Genomic DNA, 21014 nt, shown 5'->3' on the forward strand with positions numbered 1-21014 from the left:
AACGTTATGAACGGCGCAAGCTCCGGCATCGGGGGGGACTGGCTCAGAGTCCATCGGCGGAGCCCTGCCGCTCCCCTCCAACTCGCGTGCTTTCCCCATGCCGGCGGTGGCGCCAGCTTTTTCCGGCGTTGGGCCGACATCCTGCCGGCGGAGGTCGAACTGGTTGCCGTGCAGTATCCCGGCCGCGAAGACCGCATCGACGACGCGCTCATCCCGGAAATCGGCGAACTTGCACGGACGGCGGCCGATGCCCTGCGGAACGGCGTTCGCAGAAGGATCGCCCTGTTCGGGCACAGCATGGGCGCGACCCTGGCATTCGAGACGGCCCGCCTGCTGGAGCGGTCGGGCATCGCCGTTTCCCATCTCTTCCTTTCCGGTCAAACCCCGCCGCACCGCCATCGCGCGACGCATTTCCACCTGCAATCCGACGAGGATCTGCTGGACGAGGTCCGGCGGCTTGCCGCCACACCGATGGAAATCTTCGACATCGCCGAAATCCGTCAGCTTCTGCTGCCGGTCATTCGCAGCGACTACCGGGCGATAGAAACCTATCGGGCGGACGATACGGGGCGCCTGCTCTGTCCGATCACGGTCATGCTGGCGGATGCGGATACCGAAGTGAGCCTGGACGAAGCCGGCGGCTGGGCACGCCACAGCCACGGCCGAACGACGATACGGACTTTCACCGGCAGCCATTTCTACCTCGTAGAGCGCTGGCGGGATGTGGTGGCGGCGATCCTGGCCGATCTCGGCTGTGCCCATCCACCGTCTTCCGGATGGCCGTCCACACCGTGACCCGAGGGCTTGGCGGCCGTTGCCCGCCAAGCGCGATCCATAAGGAGTGTTGAGCATGAAGAGTCCGGAGCAATGCGCGGATCTCCAGGATGTCCGGACGGGCATCGACACCATCGACCGCCAGATCGTCACCCTGCTGGGTGAACGCCTGCGGTATGTTCATGCCGCCGCCGCCTTCAAACCGACGGTGGAAAGCATCCCGGCGCCGGAGCGGGTGGCGGCGATGATGGTCGAACGCCGGAGCTGGGCCGTGGAGGTCGGCCTCCCGCCGGACTTCGTCGCGGGTTTGTTCGCGAAGATCACCGATTGGTACATCGCGACACAGACCGCCTATTGGCGCGCCAGGCGCGACGCGTGACGGAGGATACGCAATGCTGTCCGATTTTCTCGCGATCCGTCTGCGTGAAGCCTTGCAGGGCGCACGACGGCAGGCTGAGCGGCATGGCGAAACGGTGCTGGCCACGGCGAGCGCGCCGGTCGAACCGAGCGCGTTCGACCTGCCGTCGCTCTTCGCGTCTCGTCCGAAACGGTTGCCGGCCTTCCTTTGGCTGGGAACCGGGGATCACGGCATGGTCGGCCTGGATGTCGCCTGGGAAGCCGTCGCCCAAGGGGAGGAGCGGTTTTCCGCGATCGCGGCGGCATGGCGGCGGACCGCGAAAAACGCCGTCGTGTCCGGAGAGGAGGGGCCGGTCGCCCTCGGAGGCTTCCGGTTCGACCCGCGACGGCCGACTTCGGAGTTGTGGCGGGGCTTTCCCGATGCGGTGCTGAGCGTGCCGCGCTTCGTCCTGCGTTTGCGGCATGGCCGGGGCCAAGTGATCGTCAGCGACGCGGTCGACCATGCCACGGACATCGAAGCCCGCTTCACCGCATTGTTGGATGCATGGTCCCGCTTGCGGGAATTGAACAGGAATCCGGATTCCACCGAAAGCGCCATGCCGGAACTGCGCGAGAGACCCGGGGATCGACCGGCCTGGACGGCGCTGGTCGATCGGGCGGTCGCGACCATCGGGCGCGGGGAACTGGAAAAGGTGGTCGTGGCGCGAACCGTCGATATGACCTTCTCCGCACCGGTTCCGACCGGATCGGTTCTGGACCGGCTTCGCGATGCGAATCCCAAGGCGAGCGTCTTCGCGTTCGAACGGCATGGCGCCTGTTTTGCCGGCGCCACGCCGGAAACGCTTCTCACCATGGAAAACCACGCGTTCCAGACGATGGCGCTGGCGGGCAGCATCGGACGCGGCGCCGATCCGGACGAGGATGGACGGGCGGGAGAGCGGCTTCTGGGCAGCGCCAAGGACCGGCGGGAGCATCGTCTGGTCGTCGAGACCCTGCGCCGGGCGCTGGAGCCGTTCTGCACGGAGATTCACACGGATGCGGCACCGACCCTGCACAAACTGCCGCGTGTCCAGCATCTGATGACCCGTTTCGGTGGCAGGGTGCGCGGCGGTACGTCGCTGATCGAACTGGTCGGCAGGCTCCACCCGACACCGGCGGTCGGTGGCGTGTCCCTGGAAACGGCGCTCGATTTCCTGCGCCGCCACGAGGATCTCGACCGTGGATGGTACGCCAGCCCGGTTGGATGGATCGACACCGACGGAAATGGCGAATTCATGGTCGCCCTGCGGTCGGCACTGATCGACGGACGCCGGGCCACGCTGTTCGCCGGCTGCGGCCTGGTCGCCGGGTCCGAACCGGACAGTGAATATCGGGAGACCCTGCTGAAATTCGTGACCATGGCGGATGCGCTCGGCCTCAGGGAGCTTGCTGTTCGGGCGGTTCCCGCGCCTCGAACTCAAACAGGAACTCGGCCTCGGCCATTATGAAGACCGGGGCTGGCGCGGATTCCACCATCACGCGACGCTGTGCATCGCCGCCTACGGATTCCTGATCGGGGAACGGGCGGCGATTCCCCCCTCAGGACCACCTCGCTCCCGGCGCCTCCAAGCGCCTGACCTTCTCGAAAGCTTCCGCACCCGCGGGGCCGGATGGGCCTTTGGATGCCGCCCGTATCTCATCCAGAACGGCCAGCGCCGCGGGAGAAAGCCTTGCCCCCTCGCGCGACGTGATACCGATCTGACGAACAGTCCCGCCCAGCAGGATGGGCAGTTCCATGAGATCGCCCGAAGCGATCTCGTAATGCAGTTGGTGTGGCGAGATGGCGGTAAGCATGTCGCTGTTTTTGAGCAGGCTGCGCAGCACGGCCAGATCGCCGGTTTCAACCGATGGGGTTGGTGGGTCGCATGCGAGTTCCTGGAAGGACCGGTCGATCAGCCGGCGTCCCGGCGCGCCGCGCCTGGGCAGGATCCAGCGCTGGGACAGCAGGTCGCGCAGCGAGAGCGGGCTGTTCGCCAACGGGTGCCCGGCGCGTGCGACGATGCCCAGCCGGTCTTCGAAAAGACTTTCGGTGATCAGCCCGGCATTGCGTTCCCCGGTGCGCAGTGCGCCGACAATGAAGTCGATATCGCCATCGCGCAGGCCCAGACGCTTCCAAACAAGGGCATCACAAAAATGGAACGCATGATCAGGCAGCGGCAACGGTGTGATTGGCACAACCGACTATAGTGCCCGCCATCGTTTCACGGCCTGGAGCACTTCGATGAACACCAGCGCTGCGACGGTGTCCGGTCTTGCCAGGATCCCTTGCGTGTGGATACGCGGCGGCACCTCGAAGGCCGCGTTCTTCCAGGCGAGGGATCTGCCCTCCGACAGGGACGCGCGCGACCGCCTGCTTCTGGCGGCGATGGGCAGCCCCGATGGGCGTCAGATCGACGGGGTTCGCCCGAGGACCGCTTCAAGGTCTACGAGGGCATGCGCGTCGCGTCTATCCGCGCCTCGACCGGGCGCTCAAGGCAAAAGGACTGTAATCATGAGCATGAACAAGCTGGGCATCGTGAAACGTGGCATCGCGCGGGCCGACCGGGCCGCGTTGGAGCTGCTGTCCGCCTTCGGCGTGTCGACCGTTCACGAGGCCATGGGCCGGGTCGGCCTGATGAAGCCCACCATGCGGCCGATCTATGCCGGCGCCCGCCTCTGCGGCCCGGCGGTGACGGTGCTGCTGCAACCGGGCGACAACTGGATATTGCATGTGGCGGCCGAGCAGGTCCAGCCGGGCGACGTGGTGGTTGCGGCAGTGACGGCCGACAGCAGCGACGGCTTCTTCGGCGACCTTCTGGCCACCTCCTTCCGGGCGCGGGGGGCGGTGGGGCTGGTCATCGACGGCGGCGTGCGCGACGTCCGCGATCTGACCGAGATGAACTTCCCCGTGTTCTCCAAGGCGATCAGCGCCAAGGGGACCGTCAAGGCGACCCTGGGCAGCGTCAACATTCCGGTCGTCTGCGCCGGTGCCGCGGTCAATCCCGGCGACGTGGTGATGGCCGACGACGACGGTGTGGTTGTTGTGCCGGCCGCCATCGCCGCCGCCGTGACCGAAGCAGCAGGAAGCCGCGAGGCCAACGAGGCGGCCAAGCGCAAGCGGCTGGCCGCGGGAGAGCTGGGCCTCGACATGTATTCCATGCGCGAGGCGCTGGCCAAGGCCGGCCTCACCTATGTGGATTGACGCCATGAACCGGGCCGACGCTTCCTTCCGGGACTGGACCATCGGCCTGATCGGCTATGGCGAGGTGGGCCGGATTCTCGCCGAGGATCTGCGCGCACGCGACGTGACGCGCCTGCTGGCCTCGGACATCAAGATGGGCGGCCCGGAGGGGCGCTTCCTGGTCGAGCATGCCGCCCGCCACGGGGTCGAACCGGTCGCCGATCCGAAGCTGCTGGCGGAACGGGCCGATCTGGTCATCTCGGCCGTCACTGCCAGCCAGGCGGTCGCGGTGGCTGCGGCTGCGGCACCCGGCCTGCGCTCCGGCGTCTGGTATCTCGACGTTAAACCCGCCTCCCCCGGTGCGAAGGCCAGGGCGGCGGAACTGGTGGCGGCGTCGGGCGGCCGTTTCGTCGAAGGGGCCGTGATGACCTCGGTGCCGCCCTACCGCATCAAGGTGCCGCTGCTGCTGGGCGGCCCCTGTGCGGCCGGGCTGGCACCGGCGCTCACCGCTCTGGGCTTCGCCGCAGCGGTCGCGGACGAGCGCCTGGGCGTGGCGTCGGCCACCAAGATGTGCCGATCGGTGATGATCAAGGGCCTCGAGGCCATGGTGATCGAAAGCTTCACCGCCGCGCGCGCCTATGGTGTTGAGGATGCCGTGCTTGCCTCGTTGGCGGAAACCTTCCCTGGCATCGATTGGGAGCAGACTGGGGCCTATATCTTCCAGCGGGTGATCCAGCATGGTGCCCGCCGGGCGGAGGAGATGCGCGAGGTGGCGCAGACGGTGCGCGAGGTCGGCCTCGATCCCTGGTCGGCGGCCGGCACCGCCGAGCGTCAGGCCTGGATCGCCGAACTGGCCGGACAGGGCGTCTTCGGATCGAGGGACGGTGACGGCTTCGCAAAGTCCGAGGATTGGCGCGCCGAAGCTGACCGAATCCTTGCTCATCGCCGATCATGAAGGTTCGGAAGAGCGGCTGGGAACCATCGCCACAAGATCGAAGTGGCGCACGAGGTCGATCAGGATGAGAAAGCTTGGAACCACGGCGACCACCCGGCGGCTTCGTCCGACCGCCTCGAGAGCGACATCGGTCGCTCCACGGAATCTGGATCCGTCATGGGACATCGGCGCGTGGTCGAGCGCACAAATCCGGTCGATGTCCAGCGGTGCGTCGCCGGCGGATGCGCAGGTCGTCGAACATCCGGCACCGGTCGAGGGGCAGCCGGCGCGTGTCGCCTGGCACGGCTGGGCCGTCCCGGAAGGAAGCTCGAAAACACATGGCAAGACTTGCTGTTTTGGGACTGGGCGCCATGGAAAGCCGCATCGTCCATTAAGAACAGCCGCGGTGCGCTGGCGACCCAAGCGGGACCGGCAGAAAATGGCGCACAGGTTCCGCCCGTTACAGACCGTAACATGAAAGCCGCTACCGGACATCGACAGGTTACAGTCAAGCCTTAGCTTTTCCGGAACAGACATGAGAGTCGCCAGTTTCAAAAGGAAGATCTGGAAATGATCGGCCAGTCCTACGATTGCGCCAGGATCCGTCCCGTCGAGAGGAGCGGTCTGCTTTCCGTCCGGCCGGGACGATTGCCGGTGCTCGGCATCGGTGCAGCGCTTCTGCTTCTTACCGCCTGCCAGGAAACAGGCGGCCAGGGAGGGAGTTCCGCTCAGGGAGCCCCGTCGGCCCCGCCGCAGGGGGTGACCGCCGTGATCCTGCATCCTCATCCGGTTCCGGTGGTGACGGAGTTGCCCGGCCGGGTCACCGCCTTCCAGACCGCCGAGGTGCGGCCACAGGTCGGCGGCGTGATCCGCGACCGGCTGTTCACCGAGGGGCAGCCGGTGACGGCGGGACAGCCGCTCTACCAGATCGACCCGGCCAGCTATCAGGCGGCGCTCAACAGCGCCATCGCCGCCCAGCAGAAGGCGGAGGCCGCGACTGCGTCGGCCCAGCTGACCGTCAACCGCTATCAGCCGCTGGCGAAGGAGAAGGCGGTCAGCCAGCAGGATCTGGACACCGCGATCGCCACGCTGCGCCAGGGGCAGGCCGATGTCGCCGCGGCGAAGGCGAATGTCGAAACAGCGCGCATCAATCTGGAATACACCAAGGTGCGCTCGCCGATCTCCGGCCGCACCGGCCGCTCGTCGGTGACGCCCGGCGCGCTGGTCACCGCCGGCCAGACCACCTCGATGGTCACCGTGACCCAGCTCGACCCCATCTATGTCGACGTGACCCAGCCCAGCTCCGCTCTGCTCGGCCTGCGGCGCGATCTGGCCGCCGGCCGCATCCAGGGAGCCGCCGCCGGCCAAGCGGAGGTCCGGCTGGTGCTGGAGGATGGGCGCGAGTACGACCGGCCCGGCACGCTGCAATTTTCCGAGGTGACCGTCGATCAGACCACCAGCTCGGTCACCCTGCGCGCGGTGTTTCCCAACCCGGACGGGCTGCTGATGCCCGGCATGTATGTGCGGGAAAAGCTGCGGCAGGCCACCGACCCCAATGCCTTCCTGGTCCCGCAGCAGGCGGTCTCCCGGAATTCCCACGGGCAGGCCATCGTCCAGGTGATCAAGGCCGACGGCAGCGCGGAAGCGCGGCCGGTGACGACCGACCGCACACAGGGCAGCAAATGGGTGGTCACCGACGGCCTGTCCGACGGCGACCGCGTGGTGGTCGAAGGGCTGCAGAAGATTCGCCCCGGCGTGAAGCTGGCGGCGACCGACCTCACCGAGGAGCAGTTCGACCAGCGTGCGGTGGCGGCCCTGCCTTCCTCCACCCAGCCGGCCCGTTAGGAGACCGTCCATGGCCCGTTTCTTCATCGACCGGCCGGTCTTCGCCTGGGTGTTGGCCATCGTCATCATGCTGGCCGGCCTTCTCGCCCTGCGGACGCTGCCGGTGGCGCAATACCCGTCGGTGGCGCCGCCCGCCATCTCCGTCTCGGCCAGCTATCCCGGCGCATCCGCCGAAACCGTGCAGAACACCGTCGTCCAGCCGATCGAACAGCAGCTGAGCGGTCTCGACAACCTGCTCTACTTCTCGTCCGAATCGAACAAGGACGGCAGCATCACCGTCACCCTGTATTTCGCCCAGGGGACCAACCCCGACACTGCGCAGGTGCAGGTGCAGAACAAAGTGACGCTGGCCGAATCCCGCCTGCCGGAAACGGTGCGCAACCAGGGCATCCGCGTTGCGAAGGCGACCAAGAATTTCCTGATGGTCGTGGGGTTCTATTCGACCGACGGCAGCATGTCGTCGAACGACCTGTCCGACTTCGTCGCCTCCTCCATCCAGGATCCGCTGAGCCGCACCGCCGGCGTCGGCGACTATCAGCTGTTCGGCGCCCAGTATGCGATGCGCATCTGGCTCGATCCCGACAAGCTCAACAAATACGCCCTGATGCCGTCCGACGTGCAGAGCGCCATCACGGCCCAGAACGTCCAGATCGCTTCGGGCGAACTCGGCGCCCTCCCGTCCCGGCCGGGGCAGCAGTTGAACGCCACCGTCATCGGTCCGTCCTATCTGCAAACGCCGGGGCAGTTCGGCAAGATCCTGCTGAAGGTGCAGTCCGACGGGTCCCAGGTCCTGTTGCGCGACGTCGCGACGATCGAGCTGGGCGGCGAAAACTATACGATGAACACCCGTTACAACGGCATGCCGGCGGCGGGCATCGCGGTCAAGCTGGCCAGCGGCGCCAACGCGCTGAACACCGCGACCGCGGTGCGCCAGACCATCGAGAACCTGCGCCCGTCCTTCCCGGCCGGCGTCGAGGTGACCTATCCCTACGACACCACGCCCTTCGTTCAGCTGTCGATCGAAGAGGTGGTGAAGACGCTGGTCGAAGCCATCGTGCTGGTCTTCCTGGTGATGCTGCTGTTCCTGCAGAATTTCAGGGCCACGCTGATCCCGACCATCGCGGTGCCCGTCGTGCTGCTCGGCACCTTCGCGGTGCTGGCGGCCTTCGGCTATTCCATCAACACGCTGACCATGTTCGGCATGGTGCTGGCCATCGGCCTGCTGGTCGACGACGCCATCGTCGTCGTCGAGAATGTCGAGCGCGTGATGGAGGAGGAGCATCTGTCGCCGCTGGAGGCAACGCGCAAGTCGATGGACCAGATCACCGGCGCACTGGTCGGCGTCGCCATGGTGCTGGCCGCCGTCTTCCTGCCGATGGCCTTCTTCGGCGGCTCGACCGGCGTGATCTACCGTCAGTTCTCCATCACCATCGCCACCTCGATGCTGCTATCGGTCGGCGTCGCCATCGTCTTCACCCCGGCGCTCTGCGCCACGCTGCTGAAACAGCCCGATCACGACAGGACCTCGCGCGGCTTCGCCGGCTGGTTCAACCGCAACTTCGACCGCGGCAACCGGGCCTATGTGCGCGGACTGGGCGGCGTCCTGAAGCGGCCCATGCGCTTCCTGCTGGTCTATGGCCTGATCGTGGCCGGACTGGCGGTGGTGTTCCTGCGCATCCCCACCTCCTTCCTGCCGGACGAGGACCAGGGCGTGATGTTCATCCAGGTCACTACCTCGCCCGGCGCCACGCTGGAGCGGACCGAACAGGCGTTGGGCCAGGTGCGCGACTATCTTCTCAAGGACGAGGGCGCGCTGGTGCGGTCGGTCTTCACGGTGTCGGGCTTCAACTTCAGCGGCCGTGGCCAGAATTCCGGCATCGCCTTCATCAGTCTGAAGGACTGGTCCGTCCGTCCGGGTGCGGCAAGCAAGGTTCAATCCCTGGCCGGCCGGGTCATGGGGCGCTTCGCTGGCTATCAGGACGCGATGATCTTCGGCTTCGCGCCGCCCGCCATCAGCGAGCTGGGCAACGCCGCCGGCTTCGATTTCGAACTGATCGCGCGCAGCGGCGTGACGCACGAGGAACTGGTGGCCGCGCGCAACCAGCTGCTGGGAATGGCGGCGCAAAGCCCGCTGCTGATGGCCGTCCGCCCCAACGGGCTGAATGACGAGGCGCAATACCGTCTGGTCATCGACTGGCCGCATGCCAAGGCCCTGGGGCTGTCGGTGAGCGACGTGACCAGCACCATCTCGTCGGCCTGGGGCCAGAGCTACGTCAACGATTTCCTCGACCGCGGCCGCATCAAGCGCGTCTACATGCAGGGCAACGCCGACTCCCGCTCCGATCCGGGCGACCTGTCGCGCTGGTTCATCCGCAACTCCAGCGGCTCGATGATCCCGCTGTCGGCCTTCGCCCATGCCGAATGGACCTACGGCGCGCCCAAGCTGGAACGCTACAACGGCGCCGCCTCGATGGAGATCCTGGGTCAGGCCGCCCCCGGCCAGAGCAGCGGCACGGCCATGGCGGAAATGGCCCGGCTCGCCTCGCAGCTGCCGCCCGGCATCGGCTTCGACTGGACCGGCACCTCCTACGAGGAACGGCAATCGGGCGCGCAGGCCCCGGCGCTCTACGCGCTGTCGCTGCTGGTCGTGTTCCTCTGCCTGGCGGCGCTGTACGAGAGCTGGTCGATCCCGGCGGCGGTGCTGCTGGTGGTGCCGCTCGGCGTCTTCGGCGCGGTGATGGCCACCTGGAGCCGCGGCTTGTCGAACGACGTCTATTTCCAGGTCGGCCTGCTGACCACCATCGGCCTGTCGGCCAAGAACGCCATCCTGATCGTCGAGTTCGCCAAGGAGAGCTTCGACCGGGGCCAGACGCTGGTGGAGGCGGCCATCGGCGCCGCGGGCCAGCGCCTGCGGCCGATCCTGATGACCTCGCTGGCCTTCACGTTTGGCGTGGTGCCCCTCGCCATCGCCAGCGGGGCCGGCTCGGGCGGGCAGAACGCCATCGGCACGGCGGTGGTCGGCGGCACGGTGGCCGCGACGCTGCTGGCCCTGATCTTCGTTCCGATCTTCTTCGTCGTCGTGCTGAAGCTGTTCCGCGTGAAGCCGTCCCGGCTGGCGCAGTCCGGCGAAGCGGCGGCATCCCCTCCAATCGGCCCGGACGCTCTGGCCGACGGCCATCGTTGAGCGGCGGTGACAAGACCATGACCCACAGATTCGTTCCCTTCGCTGCCCCTCTCGCCGCCGCGCTGCTGCTGGCCGGCTGTTCCCTGGTGCCCGACTTCGTCCTGCCGGATCCGCCGGTTCCGGCCGCCTGGCCGGACGGGCCGGCCTACCGGAGCCCGCCCGCCACATCCGTATCCGCCCCGGCGCCCGCGGGCACCGATCCGGCGCGCTCCGCCGACGCCATCGGCTGGCGCGAGGTGATGCGCGATCCCAAGCTGCAGAAGCTGATCGAGACCGCGCTGGCGAACAACCGCGACCTGCGTGTCGCCATGCTGAACGTCCAGTCGGCGGAGGCCGATTACCGCGCCCAGCGTGGCGACCTGTTCCCGACGATCTCCGGCAGCGGATCCGCCAGCTGGTCGCGCGTGCCGGCCGCGACCACGTCCGCCGGCTCGGCGCTGGGCAAGACGGCGGGGGTGGAATCGCGCTCCTACAGCGCCGGGATCGGCTTCACCTCCTATGAGCTGGATCTGTTCGGTCGCGTCCGCGCGCTGACCGAACAGGCGTTCGAGCAGTATCTCGGCTATGAAGAGACGCGGCGCAGCACCCAGATCTCGCTGGTGGCGCAGGTGGCGACCGGCTATCTGACCCTGCTCGCCGACCGCTCGCTGCTGGATCTGACCCGGCAGACGCTGGACAGCCAGAACGCCTCCTATCAGCTGACGCGCAAGAGCTTCGAAGCCGGCAATGCCACCGAGCTGACCCTGCGGCAGGCGCAGACCTCGGTGGACAGCGCGCGGGCCAATCTTGCGCTCTACACCCGGCAGGTGGCGCAGGACGAGAATGCGCTGGCCCTGCTGCTGGGCCAGCCCCTGCCGCAGGACATCGCTTCCGGCGCATCGCTGGATGCCCAGCCGGTGCTGACCGACCTGCCGGCGGGCCTTCCCTCCAGCGTCCTGTTGCGCCGCCCGGACGTGATGGCGGCCGAACACAATCTGCGGGCGGCCAATGCCGACATCGGGGCGGCCCGCGCCGCCTTCTTCCCGTCGCTGACGCTGACCGCCAGGGCCGGCACCGCCGCCTCCGGTATCCAGTCTCTGTTCGCCCCCGGCTCCTCCAATTGGAGCTTCGCCCCGTCGCTCAACATTCCGATCTTCTCGGCCGGCGTGAACGAGGCGAACCTCGACCTCGCCAAGGTCAGGAAGGACATCCAGGTGGCGACCTACGAGAAGACGGTACAGACCGCCTTCCGCGAGGTGGCCGACGCGCTGGCCGCCCGCAGCACCTATGACGACCAGATCGCGGCGCAGCAGTCGCTCGTCGATGCCTACGCCCGCTCCTATCAGCTGTCGGAGATGCGGTTCCGCAGCGGGGCCGACAATTACCTGACGACCCTGGATGCGCAACGCTCGCTCTATTCGGCACAGCAGACTCTGATCTCGCTGAAGGCCGCGAGACTGGAGAATCTCGTCACCCTCTACAAGGTTCTGGGCGGAGGCTGGCAGTAGCGTACCGCCACTGGCCGGGGTCGTTTGTCAAGCGTTCCAATGGCGGATTCATCGAGGTGGCAGGCTTGCCATGGCGAGCCTGCGCATCATGCCGCCAGGGACTTTCCGATGCTGGCTTCTGCGCATCATTCGGCTCTGTTGCAAAGTTATCCGGCAGGCGGCGAAATGGCTGGACGTTGGAGCGAACCAAGCCGTGTCGGACGTCAAGGGGCGCCATGTGAGGGTGAGATCGTGCTCTGGGCGGTGCGCTGGTACTGCCGATATGGCGTCAGCTATCGCGACCTCGAACAGATGGTGATGCGGGCGCTCCGCAAAGGTCAAGCGTCCAGCTTCAACATCACCCGCAACATGCGGGGCGAGGCGCGCCTTGTCGAACGCGCCTTCAACGTCGGACCCTGCGTGCTCGCCGAGGCCATGCAGCTCATCAGCCTGCAGCTCGAACTCCAGGACGCATAGCGTCGGCGGTGATGCCCGTAACCATCATCTCGCGCCTACAGCAAGAGTTTGCAACAGAGCCGGTCGGGGCGCCCCTTCCCCTCAGCCCGCGAACCAGCGGGCCGGAACCATGACCAGCGAAGGGAACAGAACCAGGAGGACGAGCACCGCCAGCTGCGCGATCAGGAAGGGCCAGACCCCGCGCATCAGGCTGCCCATATTGAGCTTCGCGACGCCGGCTACGACGTTCAGCACGGTGCCGACCGGTGGAGTGATCAATCCGATCGCGTTGTTGATGATGAACAGCACGCCGAAATAGACGGGGTCGATGCCGGCCTGCTTGATGATCGGCATCAGCACGGGCGTCAGGATCAGGATGGTCGGCGCCATGTCCATCGCCGTTCCCACGATGACCACCAGCACCATGATAGCCGCCATCAGCAGCTTAGGGTCGCCCATGAAGGGCGCCAGCATGTCGCCGACCTGGGCCGGCAGGTTGGCGATGGTGATCATCCATGCCGACACCATGGCCGCGGCGACCAGGAACATCACCACCGCGGTGGTCGTGGCGGCCGAGGCAAACAGGTCGAACAGTTGGGACGGCCTGAGTTCCCGGTAGACCACCACGGCGACGAACAGCGCATAGACCGCCGCCACCACCGCCGCTTCGGTCGGGGTGAAGATGCCGAATTTCAGGCCGAAGATTATAATGGCGGGCAGGATCAGCGCCCAGACGCCGTCCTTGACCGCCGTGGCGATCTCCGCCTTCGAGGCGCGCGGCGGCGGGACCAGATCCTCCTGGCGGACCACCAGCCACCAGGCGAAGACCAGCGCCAGCCCGAGCATCAGGCCCGGTACGATCCCCGCCAGGAACAGCTTGGTGATCGACACGTTGGCCACCACGCCGAACAGGATGAAGCCGATGCTTGGCGGGATGATGGGGGCGATGATGCCGCCGGCGGCGATCAGTCCGCAGGACCGCGCCTTGTTATGTCCGGCCCGCACCATCATCGGCACCAGCAGGGCCGACAGCGCGGCGGCGTCGGCCACCGCCGACCCGGACAGGCTGGCGAGGATGCAGGAAGCGAGGATGGCGACATAGCCCAGCCCGCCGCGGACATGGCCGACCAGGGCCATCGCCACGGCGACGATGCGCCGCGACAACCCACCGGCATTCATCACCTCGCCCGCCAGCATGAAGAAGGGAACGGCGATCAGGTGATAGCTGTCGGCCCCATTGATGACGTTCTGCGCAACGATCTGGGCGTCGAACAGGTCGAGATGAACCATCAGCGCGACACCGCACAGCAGCAGCGCGAAGGCGATCGGCGTGCCGATGGCCATGGCACCCAACAGCGAGCCGAGGAAGATGGTGACGGTCATCGGATACTCCTTCACACTGGACCGGGCGCCCGGAACGGGATGTCAGGCCGGGCGGCCGCGCGTGGTGTGCGTGTCGCGCGTGGCGTCGGCCTCCTCCTCGGATTCCGTCACCATGATCAGTTCGTTGACGCCGACCCGACCGCTCAGCGCGCGGACGAGGTTGACCGCCAGGATCACCAGCGCCAGAACGCCGAACATGACGCCGGAGCCGTAGAAGACCCCCATCGAAATCCCGGTGGCCGGCGCGACCACCGACAGGTTGATGATGGTCTGGTCCCAGCTGCCGCGCAGCAGCAGCCAGGTCACATAGATCATCAGCAGATGGCTGGCGCAGAAGCACACCAGACGTCCCATCCTGGGCAGGACGGCGACCAGGGTATCCATACCGAGATGGCCGTGCCGGTGCAGGGCCACGACCGCGCCCATGAAGGTCATCCAGACGAACAGGAGCCGCGAGAGCTCCTCCGAGACGGTGATTCCGCTGTTGAAGCCGTAGCGCAGCACGACATTGCCGAAGACCAGCACCAGCATGCCGGCGAGGCAGGCCACCATGGCGACCTTCAGAACGAAGACATACCCGTCGATGAACCGGCACATGTGCTCCTCCCTATCGTCTTTTCGGCCCGAACATCCGCCGGCCGGGACGCGATACCGGCGGTCATCTTCAATGACCGCCGGCATCATTCGGCGGGCAGTGCGGCGATCTTTGCACGGAAGCGGTCGGTGCCTTCGACGATCTTGTCCAGCACCGCGTCGAGCGCCCAGAATTTTTCGCGCACGTCATACCCGATCGCCCGACAACGGATCGACCCGAAGCTGCCGATGCGCTGGTGATACATCTTGGCGAAGGCCGGATATCCCAGGCTTTCCGACACCGCGGCCACGACCAGGAAGGTCGCCAGCTCGTCCGCCAACTCGGGGTGCCGGTCGCCCGACAGCCGCATCCAGCGGTACAGGTCGGGATGGATGTTGGTGAAGACGCCGGTAAAGCCTGGGGATCCCGCTCGCATGGCGTCCCGCGCGATGGCCGCGTTGGCGTTGATGACCGCAAGTCCAGACCCGCGGGCGATCTCCAGCCGGCGCTTGACCGTGGCCAGATCGCAGCTGACGTCCTTCAGCAGGATGAAGCGGCCGGTGTCGATACACAGCCTCAACTCCTCGTCGGTCAGCAGCCGGCGGTAGGGGGCCGGGCATTCGTACAGACCGAGCGGGATGTCGCGCGGAAGCCTTTCCAGAAGATGCGCCAGGTGGCGGCGGAACGCCTCCGTCCCCTCATTCTTCGGGTCGAGGTGGTTGGTCACCAGAACCAGCGCGTCGGCACCGGTGGCGGCCATCGCCGTCAACTCCTCCACCTGGGCGTCGAGGTCGTCGCTGATGTGGCCGGACACCACCACCGGGACGCGGCCGGCGACCTTGGCGATGACGGCCTTCGCCAACCGCACCCGTTCGTCCAGCGACAGGAACTGCATCTCGCTGGACTGGCAGACGGCGAACAGGGCGTCCGCACCGTGGGCCAGATACCAGTCGATCAGCCGGTCCAGCCCCGGATAATCGATTTCGCCGGCATCGGTGAAGGGGGTCAGCATCACCGGAATGATGCCGTCAACAGGCTGCGCCATGGGTGACTTTTCCAATCGGGAGGGAGTGCGAAAGCAAGGGAAGGGAGAATACCGGCAGTGGCGAAGCGGCCGTCAGACGACGGCCAGCCCACCGGCCACCGACCTGACAAGTGCCGCGTCGGTTTCCGCCGCGGTCGGCAGGCTGGCCTGTCCGCCGGCCCGCGTGCAGGACAGCGAGGCGGCGCCGGCGGCGCGGCGGATCGCTGCAGCCAGCGGCTGCCCACGGTCGAGCTGGGCCGCCAGGACCCCGACGAAGCAATCGCCGGCCCCGGTGGTGTCGCGCACGGCGACTGCGGGGGCCGGCCGATGCCCGCTGCCGTCGGTCGACGACCATTCGACACCGTCGCCGCCCAGCGTGCGGATGACCGTGCCGCCCAGCACGCCATGGAGCGACGGCGCGTCGCCGCCGCATCCCAGACGGGCACCCAGCCACGCCGCCTCGTCCTCGTTCATCACCAGGATGTCGACGGCCTTGAGTACCGGCAGCGGCAGCGGGGCCGCCGGGGCGAGGTTCAGGATGACCCGCGCGCCGAGCCGGCGGGCACGCAGGATCAGCGCCGTGGTCTCGCCGGGATCGGACTCCATCTGCACCAGCAGGGTGGTGCCGGGGGAGAGCAGCGCATCCTCAACCTGAGCGGCGCGCGCCTGCAGGTTGGCCCCACCGGCGACGACGATCTGGTTGCGGCCCGCCGCGTCGGTGCAGACGGCGGCGGTGCCGGTCGCGCGGTCGGTCACGGCCACGCGGGACAGCTCGACCCCGGCGCTGCGCAGACCGCTCAGCGCAGTTTCCTTCAGCCCGTCGCCGCCGACCGCGCCGGCCATGGTCACGGCGGCACCCTCGCGGGCGGCGGCTACCGCCTGGTTCGCACCCTTGCCGCCGGGATGTAGCTCCAGCGACCGTGCCAGAAGGGTCTGGCCGGCGCCGGGCAGATCGTCCATCGCGAAGATCATGTCGAGGTTGATCGATCCGAAGACGACAATCATGGTTCTGCTCCGCAAACCGGCCGCAGGGAGGCCGGAATCATGACTCGAGCTCCGCTGCCGGATGGGCCGGTCAGCGGGCGGCACGCGCCTTGGCGATCTCCGCCTGGGCCTGAGCCATCAGGGCCGGATCGACCTTCTGCGAGAACTTCTCCACCACCGGGCGGATCTTCGCCCGGAACTTCTCGATCTCCGCGGGTGCCAGCTCGGTGACGGTCATGCCCTTGGCCTTCAGCTCATCCACCGCCTTGCCGGCCTGCTCGCGCGACACGCGGCGCTCGTAGTCGCGGGCTTCGAGCGCCGCGTTCTGGATCAGCTTGCGCTCGTCCTCGTTCAGCTTGTTCCAGAACTTGGCGCCGATCAGAACGGCCTGTGGATTGTACATGTGGTTGCTGAGGGTCAGATATTTCTGCACCTCGTTCAGCTTGGCGGTCAGGATGCTGGGGGCCGGGTTCTCCTGTCCGTCGACCGTCTTGGTTTCCAGCGCGGTGTAGACCTCCGGGAAGGGCAGGGGCACGGCATTGGCGCCCAACGCGTTGAACAGGTCGATGTAGATCGGCGATTGCACCACGCGGATCTTCAGGCCGGCGATGTCGTCGACACTGGCGATCGGGCGGCGGCTGTTGGTCAGCTGGCGGAAGCCCAGCTCCCAATAGCCCAGCCCGACCAGCCCCTTCGGCGACAGCTTGTCCAGCAGGGCCTTGCCGACCGGGCCGTCCATGACGGCGTCTGCCTCCTTCGGCGTATCGAACTGGAAGGGCAGGTCGACCAGCACGAAACTGTCGTCCAGGCTGGAGAGCAGGCCGGCATTCAGCACCGTCATCTCGACGATGCCGCCCTGCAGCGCAGAGATCATCTGGACGTCGCCGCCCAACACGCCGTTGGTGAACAGCTGGACCTTGATCTTGCCGCCGCTCTTCTCCTTCACGATCTCGGCGAACTTCGCCATGCCCAGAGCCAGCGGCGATCCATCGGCCCCGGCGCTGGCGAGCTTCATCGTGTGGGCGCCGATCTCCGCCGCGGTGGAGGGGGCGCCGAACAGCAGCATGCCTGCCGTGATGGTGCTCGCGAGAAGTGCTGACAGACCGTTGCGCATACCATTCCTCCTCTGGTGGCCCGTTCAGGGGGCGGGCCTTGCGGGATGCCGTGGAAACCGGGTCGGCGGACGGGGCTGTGAATTCACGCGTCCGTCACCGATGTAAGCGCTTACATAGATCGTTGCACGAACTGATGCAACGGCAAACTTGACGCAGCATGGTGGATATGTAACCGCTTTCATCCAGACGGTTTCCCCCCACCGGCCAATGGAGATGCCGCCGATGTCAGAGCGTGAGCCGAAGCCGAAGCGCCCGCCGCGCGCGGTGGATGTGGCTGCGGCCGCCGAAGTGTCCATCGCCACCGTTTCCCGCGCGTTCAACAGCCCGGAGAAGGTCGCGCCGGCGATCCGCGAACGGGTGCTTGCCGCCGCCAAGGCGATGGGCTGGATGCCGCATGCCGCCGGCAGTGCGCTGGCCCGGCGCCGCACCTCGATCGTCGGAGCGGTCATTCCGACTCTCGACAACGAGGTCTTTGCCGCCCAGGTCGGGGCGATGCAGACGGCCTTCGCCGAACGCGGTATCACGCTGCTGCTCAGCTGCTTCAATTACAACCGCGACCAGGCTTTCGACGATGTCCAGGCCATGCTGGCGCGCGGGGTGGAGGCGCTGGCCATCGTCGGCGAGGCGCACCGCCCGGATCTGTTCCCCAGCATCCAGGCACGGCACGTCCCCTATGTCGTCACCTACAGTCATCGCCCGGACAGCCCGCACCCGTGCGTCGGCTTCGACAACCGGCAGGCTTTCCGCACCATCACGCGGCACCTGCTCGATCTCGGCCATGAGGTGATCGGTGTCATCGTCCAGCCGACGGCCGGCAACGACCGTGTTGCCGCCCGACTGGACGGGGTGCGCGACGCGCTGGCCGAACGCGGGCTGGGCATCCGCCCGCAGCATCTGTGCGAAGGAGAATGGAGCATCGATTTCGGACGTCAGAGCGTGCGCGCCATCCTGGCGACCGAGCCCAGGCCGACCGCGGTGATCTGCGGCAACGATTATCTGGCGGTGGGCGCTCTTCTGGAGGCGCGCGCCATGGGGCTGGCGGTGCCGGGAGACCTGTCGATCACCGGCTTCGACGACATCGCCATCAGCCGCCAGATGGACCCGCCGCTGACCACCATGCACATCGACAACCGCGAGATCGGCCGGCGCGCCGCCGGCTATCTGCTCGACTGCCTGGAGGGGGGCACGCCATCGCCGCCGCCACCGCTGCCGCCGCTGGAGCCGACCCTGATCCGCCGTGGGAGCACCGCCGCACCGGCCGCGGGAGACGTCGCCTCGGGCGGGATCGCCGGCCAGGGATGAGTCCGCCTGACGGTTCCGTTGCAAGGTTTGGCGGCTTCCGCGGCTCTCCGCGCCTGCCGTCAAGCTTTGCAACGGAAACCTTTTCCGTGAACGACACCGCCCGCCCCGCCTGTGCGGTTGTGCATCTTCACTCTACACAGAGCGTTCCGGACTTGAAAGGCGATGAGGACATCGCCGGGATGGCGCGGAAAGCGGTGTTGCTCGCCCAAGGCGGTGCGACGGGACCGGCGCGCCGACGACCTAGGGCCTGTTGACATTTGAGGAACGAAAGGGGATTCCGCTGGCCTCTGAAATCTGATTCAAGGCTTCCAAAAAGGAGGTATCCTTGGATCGGATGGTTCTGCGGGACGATCAGTGGGAGCGGATAGCGGCGCTTCTTCCGGGCAAAGTCGGCGATCCCGGCCGCTCGGGGGCGGACAATCGGCTGTTTCTGGAGGCGGTCCTGTGGATCGTCCGTGTTGGGTCACCCTGGCGGGACTTGCCCGAAGCCTTCGGTAATTGGAACTCGGTGTTCCAACGCTTTCGCCGATGGGCCAAGGCCGGTGTCTTCGATGAGGTCTTCGCCGCCTTATCGAGCGACGCGGACTTCGAGTACGCGATCATCGATGGAACGATTGTCCGGGTGCATCAGCACGGCACCGGCGCAAGGGGGGGACTCAGGCTCAGGCCATTGGCCGCTCTCGCGGCGGACTGACGACCAAGATCCTGGCCGTCGTCGATGGGTTGGGAAACCTTGGGCGCTTCATCCTGCTGCCGGGCCAACGACATGACAGCGTTGGCGTCGAACCGGTGCTGGACGGTATCGAGTTCTCCGCCTTGCTGGCTGATAGAGCCTTCGACAGCAACGCCATCCGCACCTTGATCGCCGAGCGTGGCGCGGTCGCCGTCATTCCGTCCAAGACCAGCCGCACCACTCCGATTCCCCATGACGCCGAAATGTACAAATGGCGCCATCTGGTCGAGAACTTCTTCTGCAAAATCAAGGAATTTCGCCGTATTGCCACGCGATACGACAAAACAGACACAAGCTACGCCGCTGCCATCAACCTCGTCGCTACCGTCTTGGCAACACGGTGAATGTCAACAGACCCTAGATCGGATCGCGTAAAATCGGAATCGATTTGGAGCGTGAATCCGATCGCCGAACATAAAGCTACAGCGTCGTGCGTTTCATATTGAACGCACGACGCTGTAGCCGCCAACTTGAGGGCGGCTTCTATCGGCTCCGTTTCGCAACACCATCTCGGAAACTGGAGTCGCTTCGCCGCGGCCCATGGCGCACCCTGGAGGCCGTCGAGTTCGCCACCCTGGAATGGGTGGACTGATTCAACCACCGGCGCCTCCTTGAGCCCATCGGCAATGTTCCTCCCGCCGAGGCCGAAGCACGCTACTATGCTCAATCCGAGGACGTTGCCATCGCGGCGCGACTCTAAACAAATGGCATCCGACAAACCCGGCGCGGTTCAGTTACGGCACCGCCACCGACCTGCGGTTATCGGTTGTGAGTTCCGGCCCCAATATCTCTCGCGTTCGTCATTATTCGGGATTGTGATAGCTTCACCCTGCGTTGGATGAAATACTGTGCTGGTGTACTTCCCAGAGCTTTCTTGAACATCGTGATGAAAGCATTGACCGACTCATAGCCCAGCGAATCCGCCACAGTCTGCACCGCTGCTCCACTGGCCAATTCACGCAGTGCTACGACAAGGTGCAACTGTTGACGCCAGCGTCCGAACGTCAGGCCTGTCTCCCGGATCATCAAACGAGCCAGCGACCTCTCGCTCATCCCGACGCGCTTTGCCCACTCCCCCAATGTGCTCCGGTCAGACGGTTCGATTGTCAGGGCGTCGGCGATCGCCCGGATCTTCGGATCATTGGAGATGGGCAGGTTGAAGTGTTCACGCGGCATACCGGCCAGTTCGTCCAGGGTTACCCGTGCAAGCCGGGCGGCATGGCTGTCCGGTGGATAGTCCGAAACCTCGCCGCTCAGCCGTTTGACCAGTTCCCGCACCAGCGGAGAGATCGACAGGGTGCAGCAGACATCGGGCAGATTTGCGGCTCCCGGCTCCACGAACAGGTAGCTGAGCCGGGCATTCGCCGTCGTCCTGACGCTGTGCGGCATGCCGCCCGGAATCCAGACTCCGCAGTCGGTCGGAACGATCCAGATCTCGTCGTCCGCGGTGCAGGTGACGGCACCATGCAGCGCCAGAATCAGCTGTCCCTTGCGATGCGCATGCACCGGCACTTCCGCCTTGTACTCCGCGAAGTCGAGCAGCCGTGCGACCGCAGGCCGATCCGCCACATCGGGGTCGAAGACGGAAACGGCCGACCGTGACGCGGACATGGGTTTCTGCATGATCAACTTTGGCATGATTAAGGGATTTTTTGACAGGATATCTAATTTATCCGGCTGCGCA

At 66.5% G+C, this 21014-nt stretch carries 16 protein-coding genes and 4 pseudogenes; 13 read left to right on the forward strand and 7 right to left on the reverse strand.

Annotation, left to right across the window (positions count from 1 at the left end; genetic code table 11):
• Positions 1–6 precede the first annotated feature (6 nt).
• The 3 genes from AZOLI_RS19025 to AZOLI_RS19035 are packed head-to-tail and all read left to right on the forward strand — an operon-like array spanning position 7 to position 2618.
• On the forward strand, positions 7–795 hold the full coding sequence (locus tag AZOLI_RS19025) for a thioesterase II family protein (RefSeq protein ID WP_044552143.1): 789 nt from the start codon (positions 7–9) through the stop codon (positions 793–795).
• Positions 796–850: 55 nt separating this feature from the next.
• Positions 851–1153 (forward strand): isochorismate lyase, encoded by a 303-nt coding sequence (locus tag AZOLI_RS19030; RefSeq protein WP_014188758.1) that lies wholly within the window; start codon positions 851–853, stop codon positions 1151–1153.
• Positions 1154–1166: 13 nt separating this feature from the next.
• Positions 1167–2618: an isochorismate synthase gene (locus tag AZOLI_RS19035; protein ID WP_014188759.1), complete on the forward strand. Its 1452-nt coding sequence runs from the start codon at positions 1167–1169 to the stop codon at positions 2616–2618.
• A gap of 91 nt (positions 2619–2709) precedes the next feature.
• Here AZOLI_RS19035 and AZOLI_RS19040 read toward each other — a convergent pair whose 3' ends face one another.
• Positions 2710–3330, reverse strand: a complete 621-nt coding sequence (locus tag AZOLI_RS19040) for a LysR substrate-binding domain-containing protein (RefSeq protein ID WP_014188760.1) — start codon at positions 3328–3330, stop codon at positions 2710–2712.
• 61 nt (positions 3331–3391) lie between these two features.
• Between AZOLI_RS19040 and AZOLI_RS33850 the strand changes: the two are divergent.
• From AZOLI_RS33850 to AZOLI_RS33335, 7 genes and pseudogenes are all read left to right on the forward strand, one after another.
• A pseudogene (locus AZOLI_RS33850) lies at positions 3392–3568 on the forward strand (PrpF domain-containing protein); the annotation flags it as partial.
• 99 nt (positions 3569–3667) lie between these two features.
• Positions 3668–4351 (forward strand): 4-carboxy-4-hydroxy-2-oxoadipate aldolase/oxaloacetate decarboxylase, encoded by a 684-nt coding sequence (ligK, locus tag AZOLI_RS19045; RefSeq protein WP_044552475.1) that lies wholly within the window; start codon positions 3668–3670, stop codon positions 4349–4351.
• Between the two features lie 4 nt (positions 4352–4355).
• Entirely contained in the window at positions 4356–5285 is a 930-nt protein-coding gene (locus AZOLI_RS19050) for a DUF1932 domain-containing protein (RefSeq protein WP_014188762.1), read from the forward strand.
• A 747-nt stretch (positions 5286–6032) separates the two neighbouring features.
• Positions 6033–7109, forward strand: coding sequence for an efflux RND transporter periplasmic adaptor subunit (locus tag AZOLI_RS19055; protein WP_244442610.1), 1077 nt, complete (start codon positions 6033–6035; stop codon positions 7107–7109).
• Positions 7110–7119: 10 nt separating this feature from the next.
• Positions 7120–10293, forward strand: coding sequence for an efflux RND transporter permease subunit (locus AZOLI_RS19060; protein WP_014188764.1), 3174 nt, complete (start codon positions 7120–7122; stop codon positions 10291–10293).
• 17 nt (positions 10294–10310) lie between these two features.
• On the forward strand, positions 10311–11780 hold the full coding sequence (locus tag AZOLI_RS19065) for an efflux transporter outer membrane subunit (RefSeq protein WP_044552481.1): 1470 nt from the start codon (positions 10311–10313) through the stop codon (positions 11778–11780).
• Positions 11781–11973: 193 nt separating this feature from the next.
• Positions 11974–12077, forward strand: a pseudogene (locus AZOLI_RS33335) (IS6 family transposase); the annotation flags it as partial.
• Positions 12078–12317: 240 nt separating this feature from the next.
• Here AZOLI_RS33335 and AZOLI_RS19075 read toward each other — a convergent pair.
• The 5 genes from AZOLI_RS19075 to AZOLI_RS19095 all read right to left on the reverse strand — a co-directional run bounded on the left by AZOLI_RS19075 (position 12318) and on the right by AZOLI_RS19095 (position 17294).
• On the reverse strand, positions 12318–13598 hold the full coding sequence (locus tag AZOLI_RS19075; RefSeq protein WP_014188766.1) for a TRAP transporter large permease subunit: 1281 nt from the start codon (positions 13596–13598) through the stop codon (positions 12318–12320).
• 42 nt (positions 13599–13640) lie between these two features.
• Positions 13641–14195 (reverse strand): TRAP transporter small permease, encoded by a 555-nt coding sequence (locus AZOLI_RS19080; protein WP_014188767.1) that lies wholly within the window; start codon positions 14193–14195, stop codon positions 13641–13643.
• Between the two features lie 83 nt (positions 14196–14278).
• Complete coding sequence (locus AZOLI_RS19085; protein ID WP_014188768.1) at positions 14279–15217, reverse strand: dihydrodipicolinate synthase family protein; 939 nt, start codon at positions 15215–15217, stop codon at positions 14279–14281.
• Between the two features lie 72 nt (positions 15218–15289).
• Positions 15290–16201, reverse strand: coding sequence for a ribokinase (locus AZOLI_RS19090; RefSeq protein WP_014188769.1), 912 nt, complete (start codon positions 16199–16201; stop codon positions 15290–15292).
• 70 nt (positions 16202–16271) lie between these two features.
• Positions 16272–17294: a TRAP transporter substrate-binding protein gene (locus tag AZOLI_RS19095; protein ID WP_014188770.1), complete on the reverse strand. Its 1023-nt coding sequence runs from the start codon at positions 17292–17294 to the stop codon at positions 16272–16274.
• Between the two features lie 223 nt (positions 17295–17517).
• Between AZOLI_RS19095 and AZOLI_RS19100 the strand changes: the two genes are divergently transcribed.
• From AZOLI_RS19100 to AZOLI_RS32630, 3 genes and pseudogenes are all read left to right on the forward strand, one after another.
• Complete coding sequence (locus tag AZOLI_RS19100; RefSeq protein WP_014188771.1) at positions 17518–18597, forward strand: LacI family DNA-binding transcriptional regulator; 1080 nt, start codon at positions 17518–17520, stop codon at positions 18595–18597.
• Positions 18598–18931: 334 nt separating this feature from the next.
• A pseudogene (locus AZOLI_RS31440) lies at positions 18932–19674 on the forward strand (IS5 family transposase).
• 185 nt (positions 19675–19859) lie between these two features.
• Positions 19860–20030: pseudogene (locus AZOLI_RS32630) on the forward strand (IS3 family transposase); the annotation flags it as partial.
• 59 nt (positions 20031–20089) lie between these two features.
• Here AZOLI_RS32630 and AZOLI_RS19115 read toward each other — a convergent pair.
• Complete coding sequence (locus AZOLI_RS19115; protein WP_014188773.1) at positions 20090–20941, reverse strand: AraC family transcriptional regulator; 852 nt, start codon at positions 20939–20941, stop codon at positions 20090–20092.
• Between the last annotated feature and the right edge of the window lie 73 nt (positions 20942–21014).

It is taken from the genome of Azospirillum lipoferum 4B (assembly GCF_000283655.1).
GTDB lineage: Bacteria > Pseudomonadota > Alphaproteobacteria > Azospirillales > Azospirillaceae > Azospirillum > Azospirillum lipoferum_C.

What these genes read in the sequence shown, in the direction of transcription:
- AZOLI_RS19025 (WP_044552143.1), top strand. Translation starts at nt 7, where the DNA reads ATGAACGGCGCAAGCTCCGGCATCGGGGGGGACTGGCTCAGAGTCCAT.
- AZOLI_RS19030 (WP_014188758.1), top strand. Translation starts at nt 851, where the DNA reads ATGAAGAGTCCGGAGCAATGCGCGGATCTCCAGGATGTCCGGACGGGC.
- AZOLI_RS19035 (WP_014188759.1), top strand. Translation starts at nt 1,167, where the DNA reads ATGCTGTCCGATTTTCTCGCGATCCGTCTGCGTGAAGCCTTGCAGGGC.
- ligK (WP_044552475.1), top strand. Translation starts at nt 3,668, where the DNA reads ATGAACAAGCTGGGCATCGTGAAACGTGGCATCGCGCGGGCCGACCGG.
- AZOLI_RS19050 (WP_014188762.1), top strand. Translation starts at nt 4,356, where the DNA reads ATGAACCGGGCCGACGCTTCCTTCCGGGACTGGACCATCGGCCTGATC.
- AZOLI_RS19060 (WP_014188764.1), top strand. Translation starts at nt 7,120, where the DNA reads ATGGCCCGTTTCTTCATCGACCGGCCGGTCTTCGCCTGGGTGTTGGCC.
- AZOLI_RS19065 (WP_044552481.1), top strand. Translation starts at nt 10,311, where the DNA reads ATGACCCACAGATTCGTTCCCTTCGCTGCCCCTCTCGCCGCCGCGCTG.
- AZOLI_RS19075 (WP_014188766.1), bottom strand. Translation starts at nt 13,598, where the DNA reads ATGACCGTCACCATCTTCCTCGGCTCGCTGTTGGGTGCCATGGCCATC.
- AZOLI_RS19080 (WP_014188767.1), bottom strand. Translation starts at nt 14,195, where the DNA reads ATGTGCCGGTTCATCGACGGGTATGTCTTCGTTCTGAAGGTCGCCATG.
- AZOLI_RS19085 (WP_014188768.1), bottom strand. Translation starts at nt 15,217, where the DNA reads ATGGCGCAGCCTGTTGACGGCATCATTCCGGTGATGCTGACCCCCTTC.
- AZOLI_RS19090 (WP_014188769.1), bottom strand. Translation starts at nt 16,201, where the DNA reads ATGATTGTCGTCTTCGGATCGATCAACCTCGACATGATCTTCGCGATG.
- AZOLI_RS19095 (WP_014188770.1), bottom strand. Translation starts at nt 17,294, where the DNA reads ATGCGCAACGGTCTGTCAGCACTTCTCGCGAGCACCATCACGGCAGGC.
- AZOLI_RS19100 (WP_014188771.1), top strand. Translation starts at nt 17,518, where the DNA reads ATGTCAGAGCGTGAGCCGAAGCCGAAGCGCCCGCCGCGCGCGGTGGAT.
- AZOLI_RS19115 (WP_014188773.1), bottom strand. Translation starts at nt 20,941, where the DNA reads ATGTCCGCGTCACGGTCGGCCGTTTCCGTCTTCGACCCCGATGTGGCG.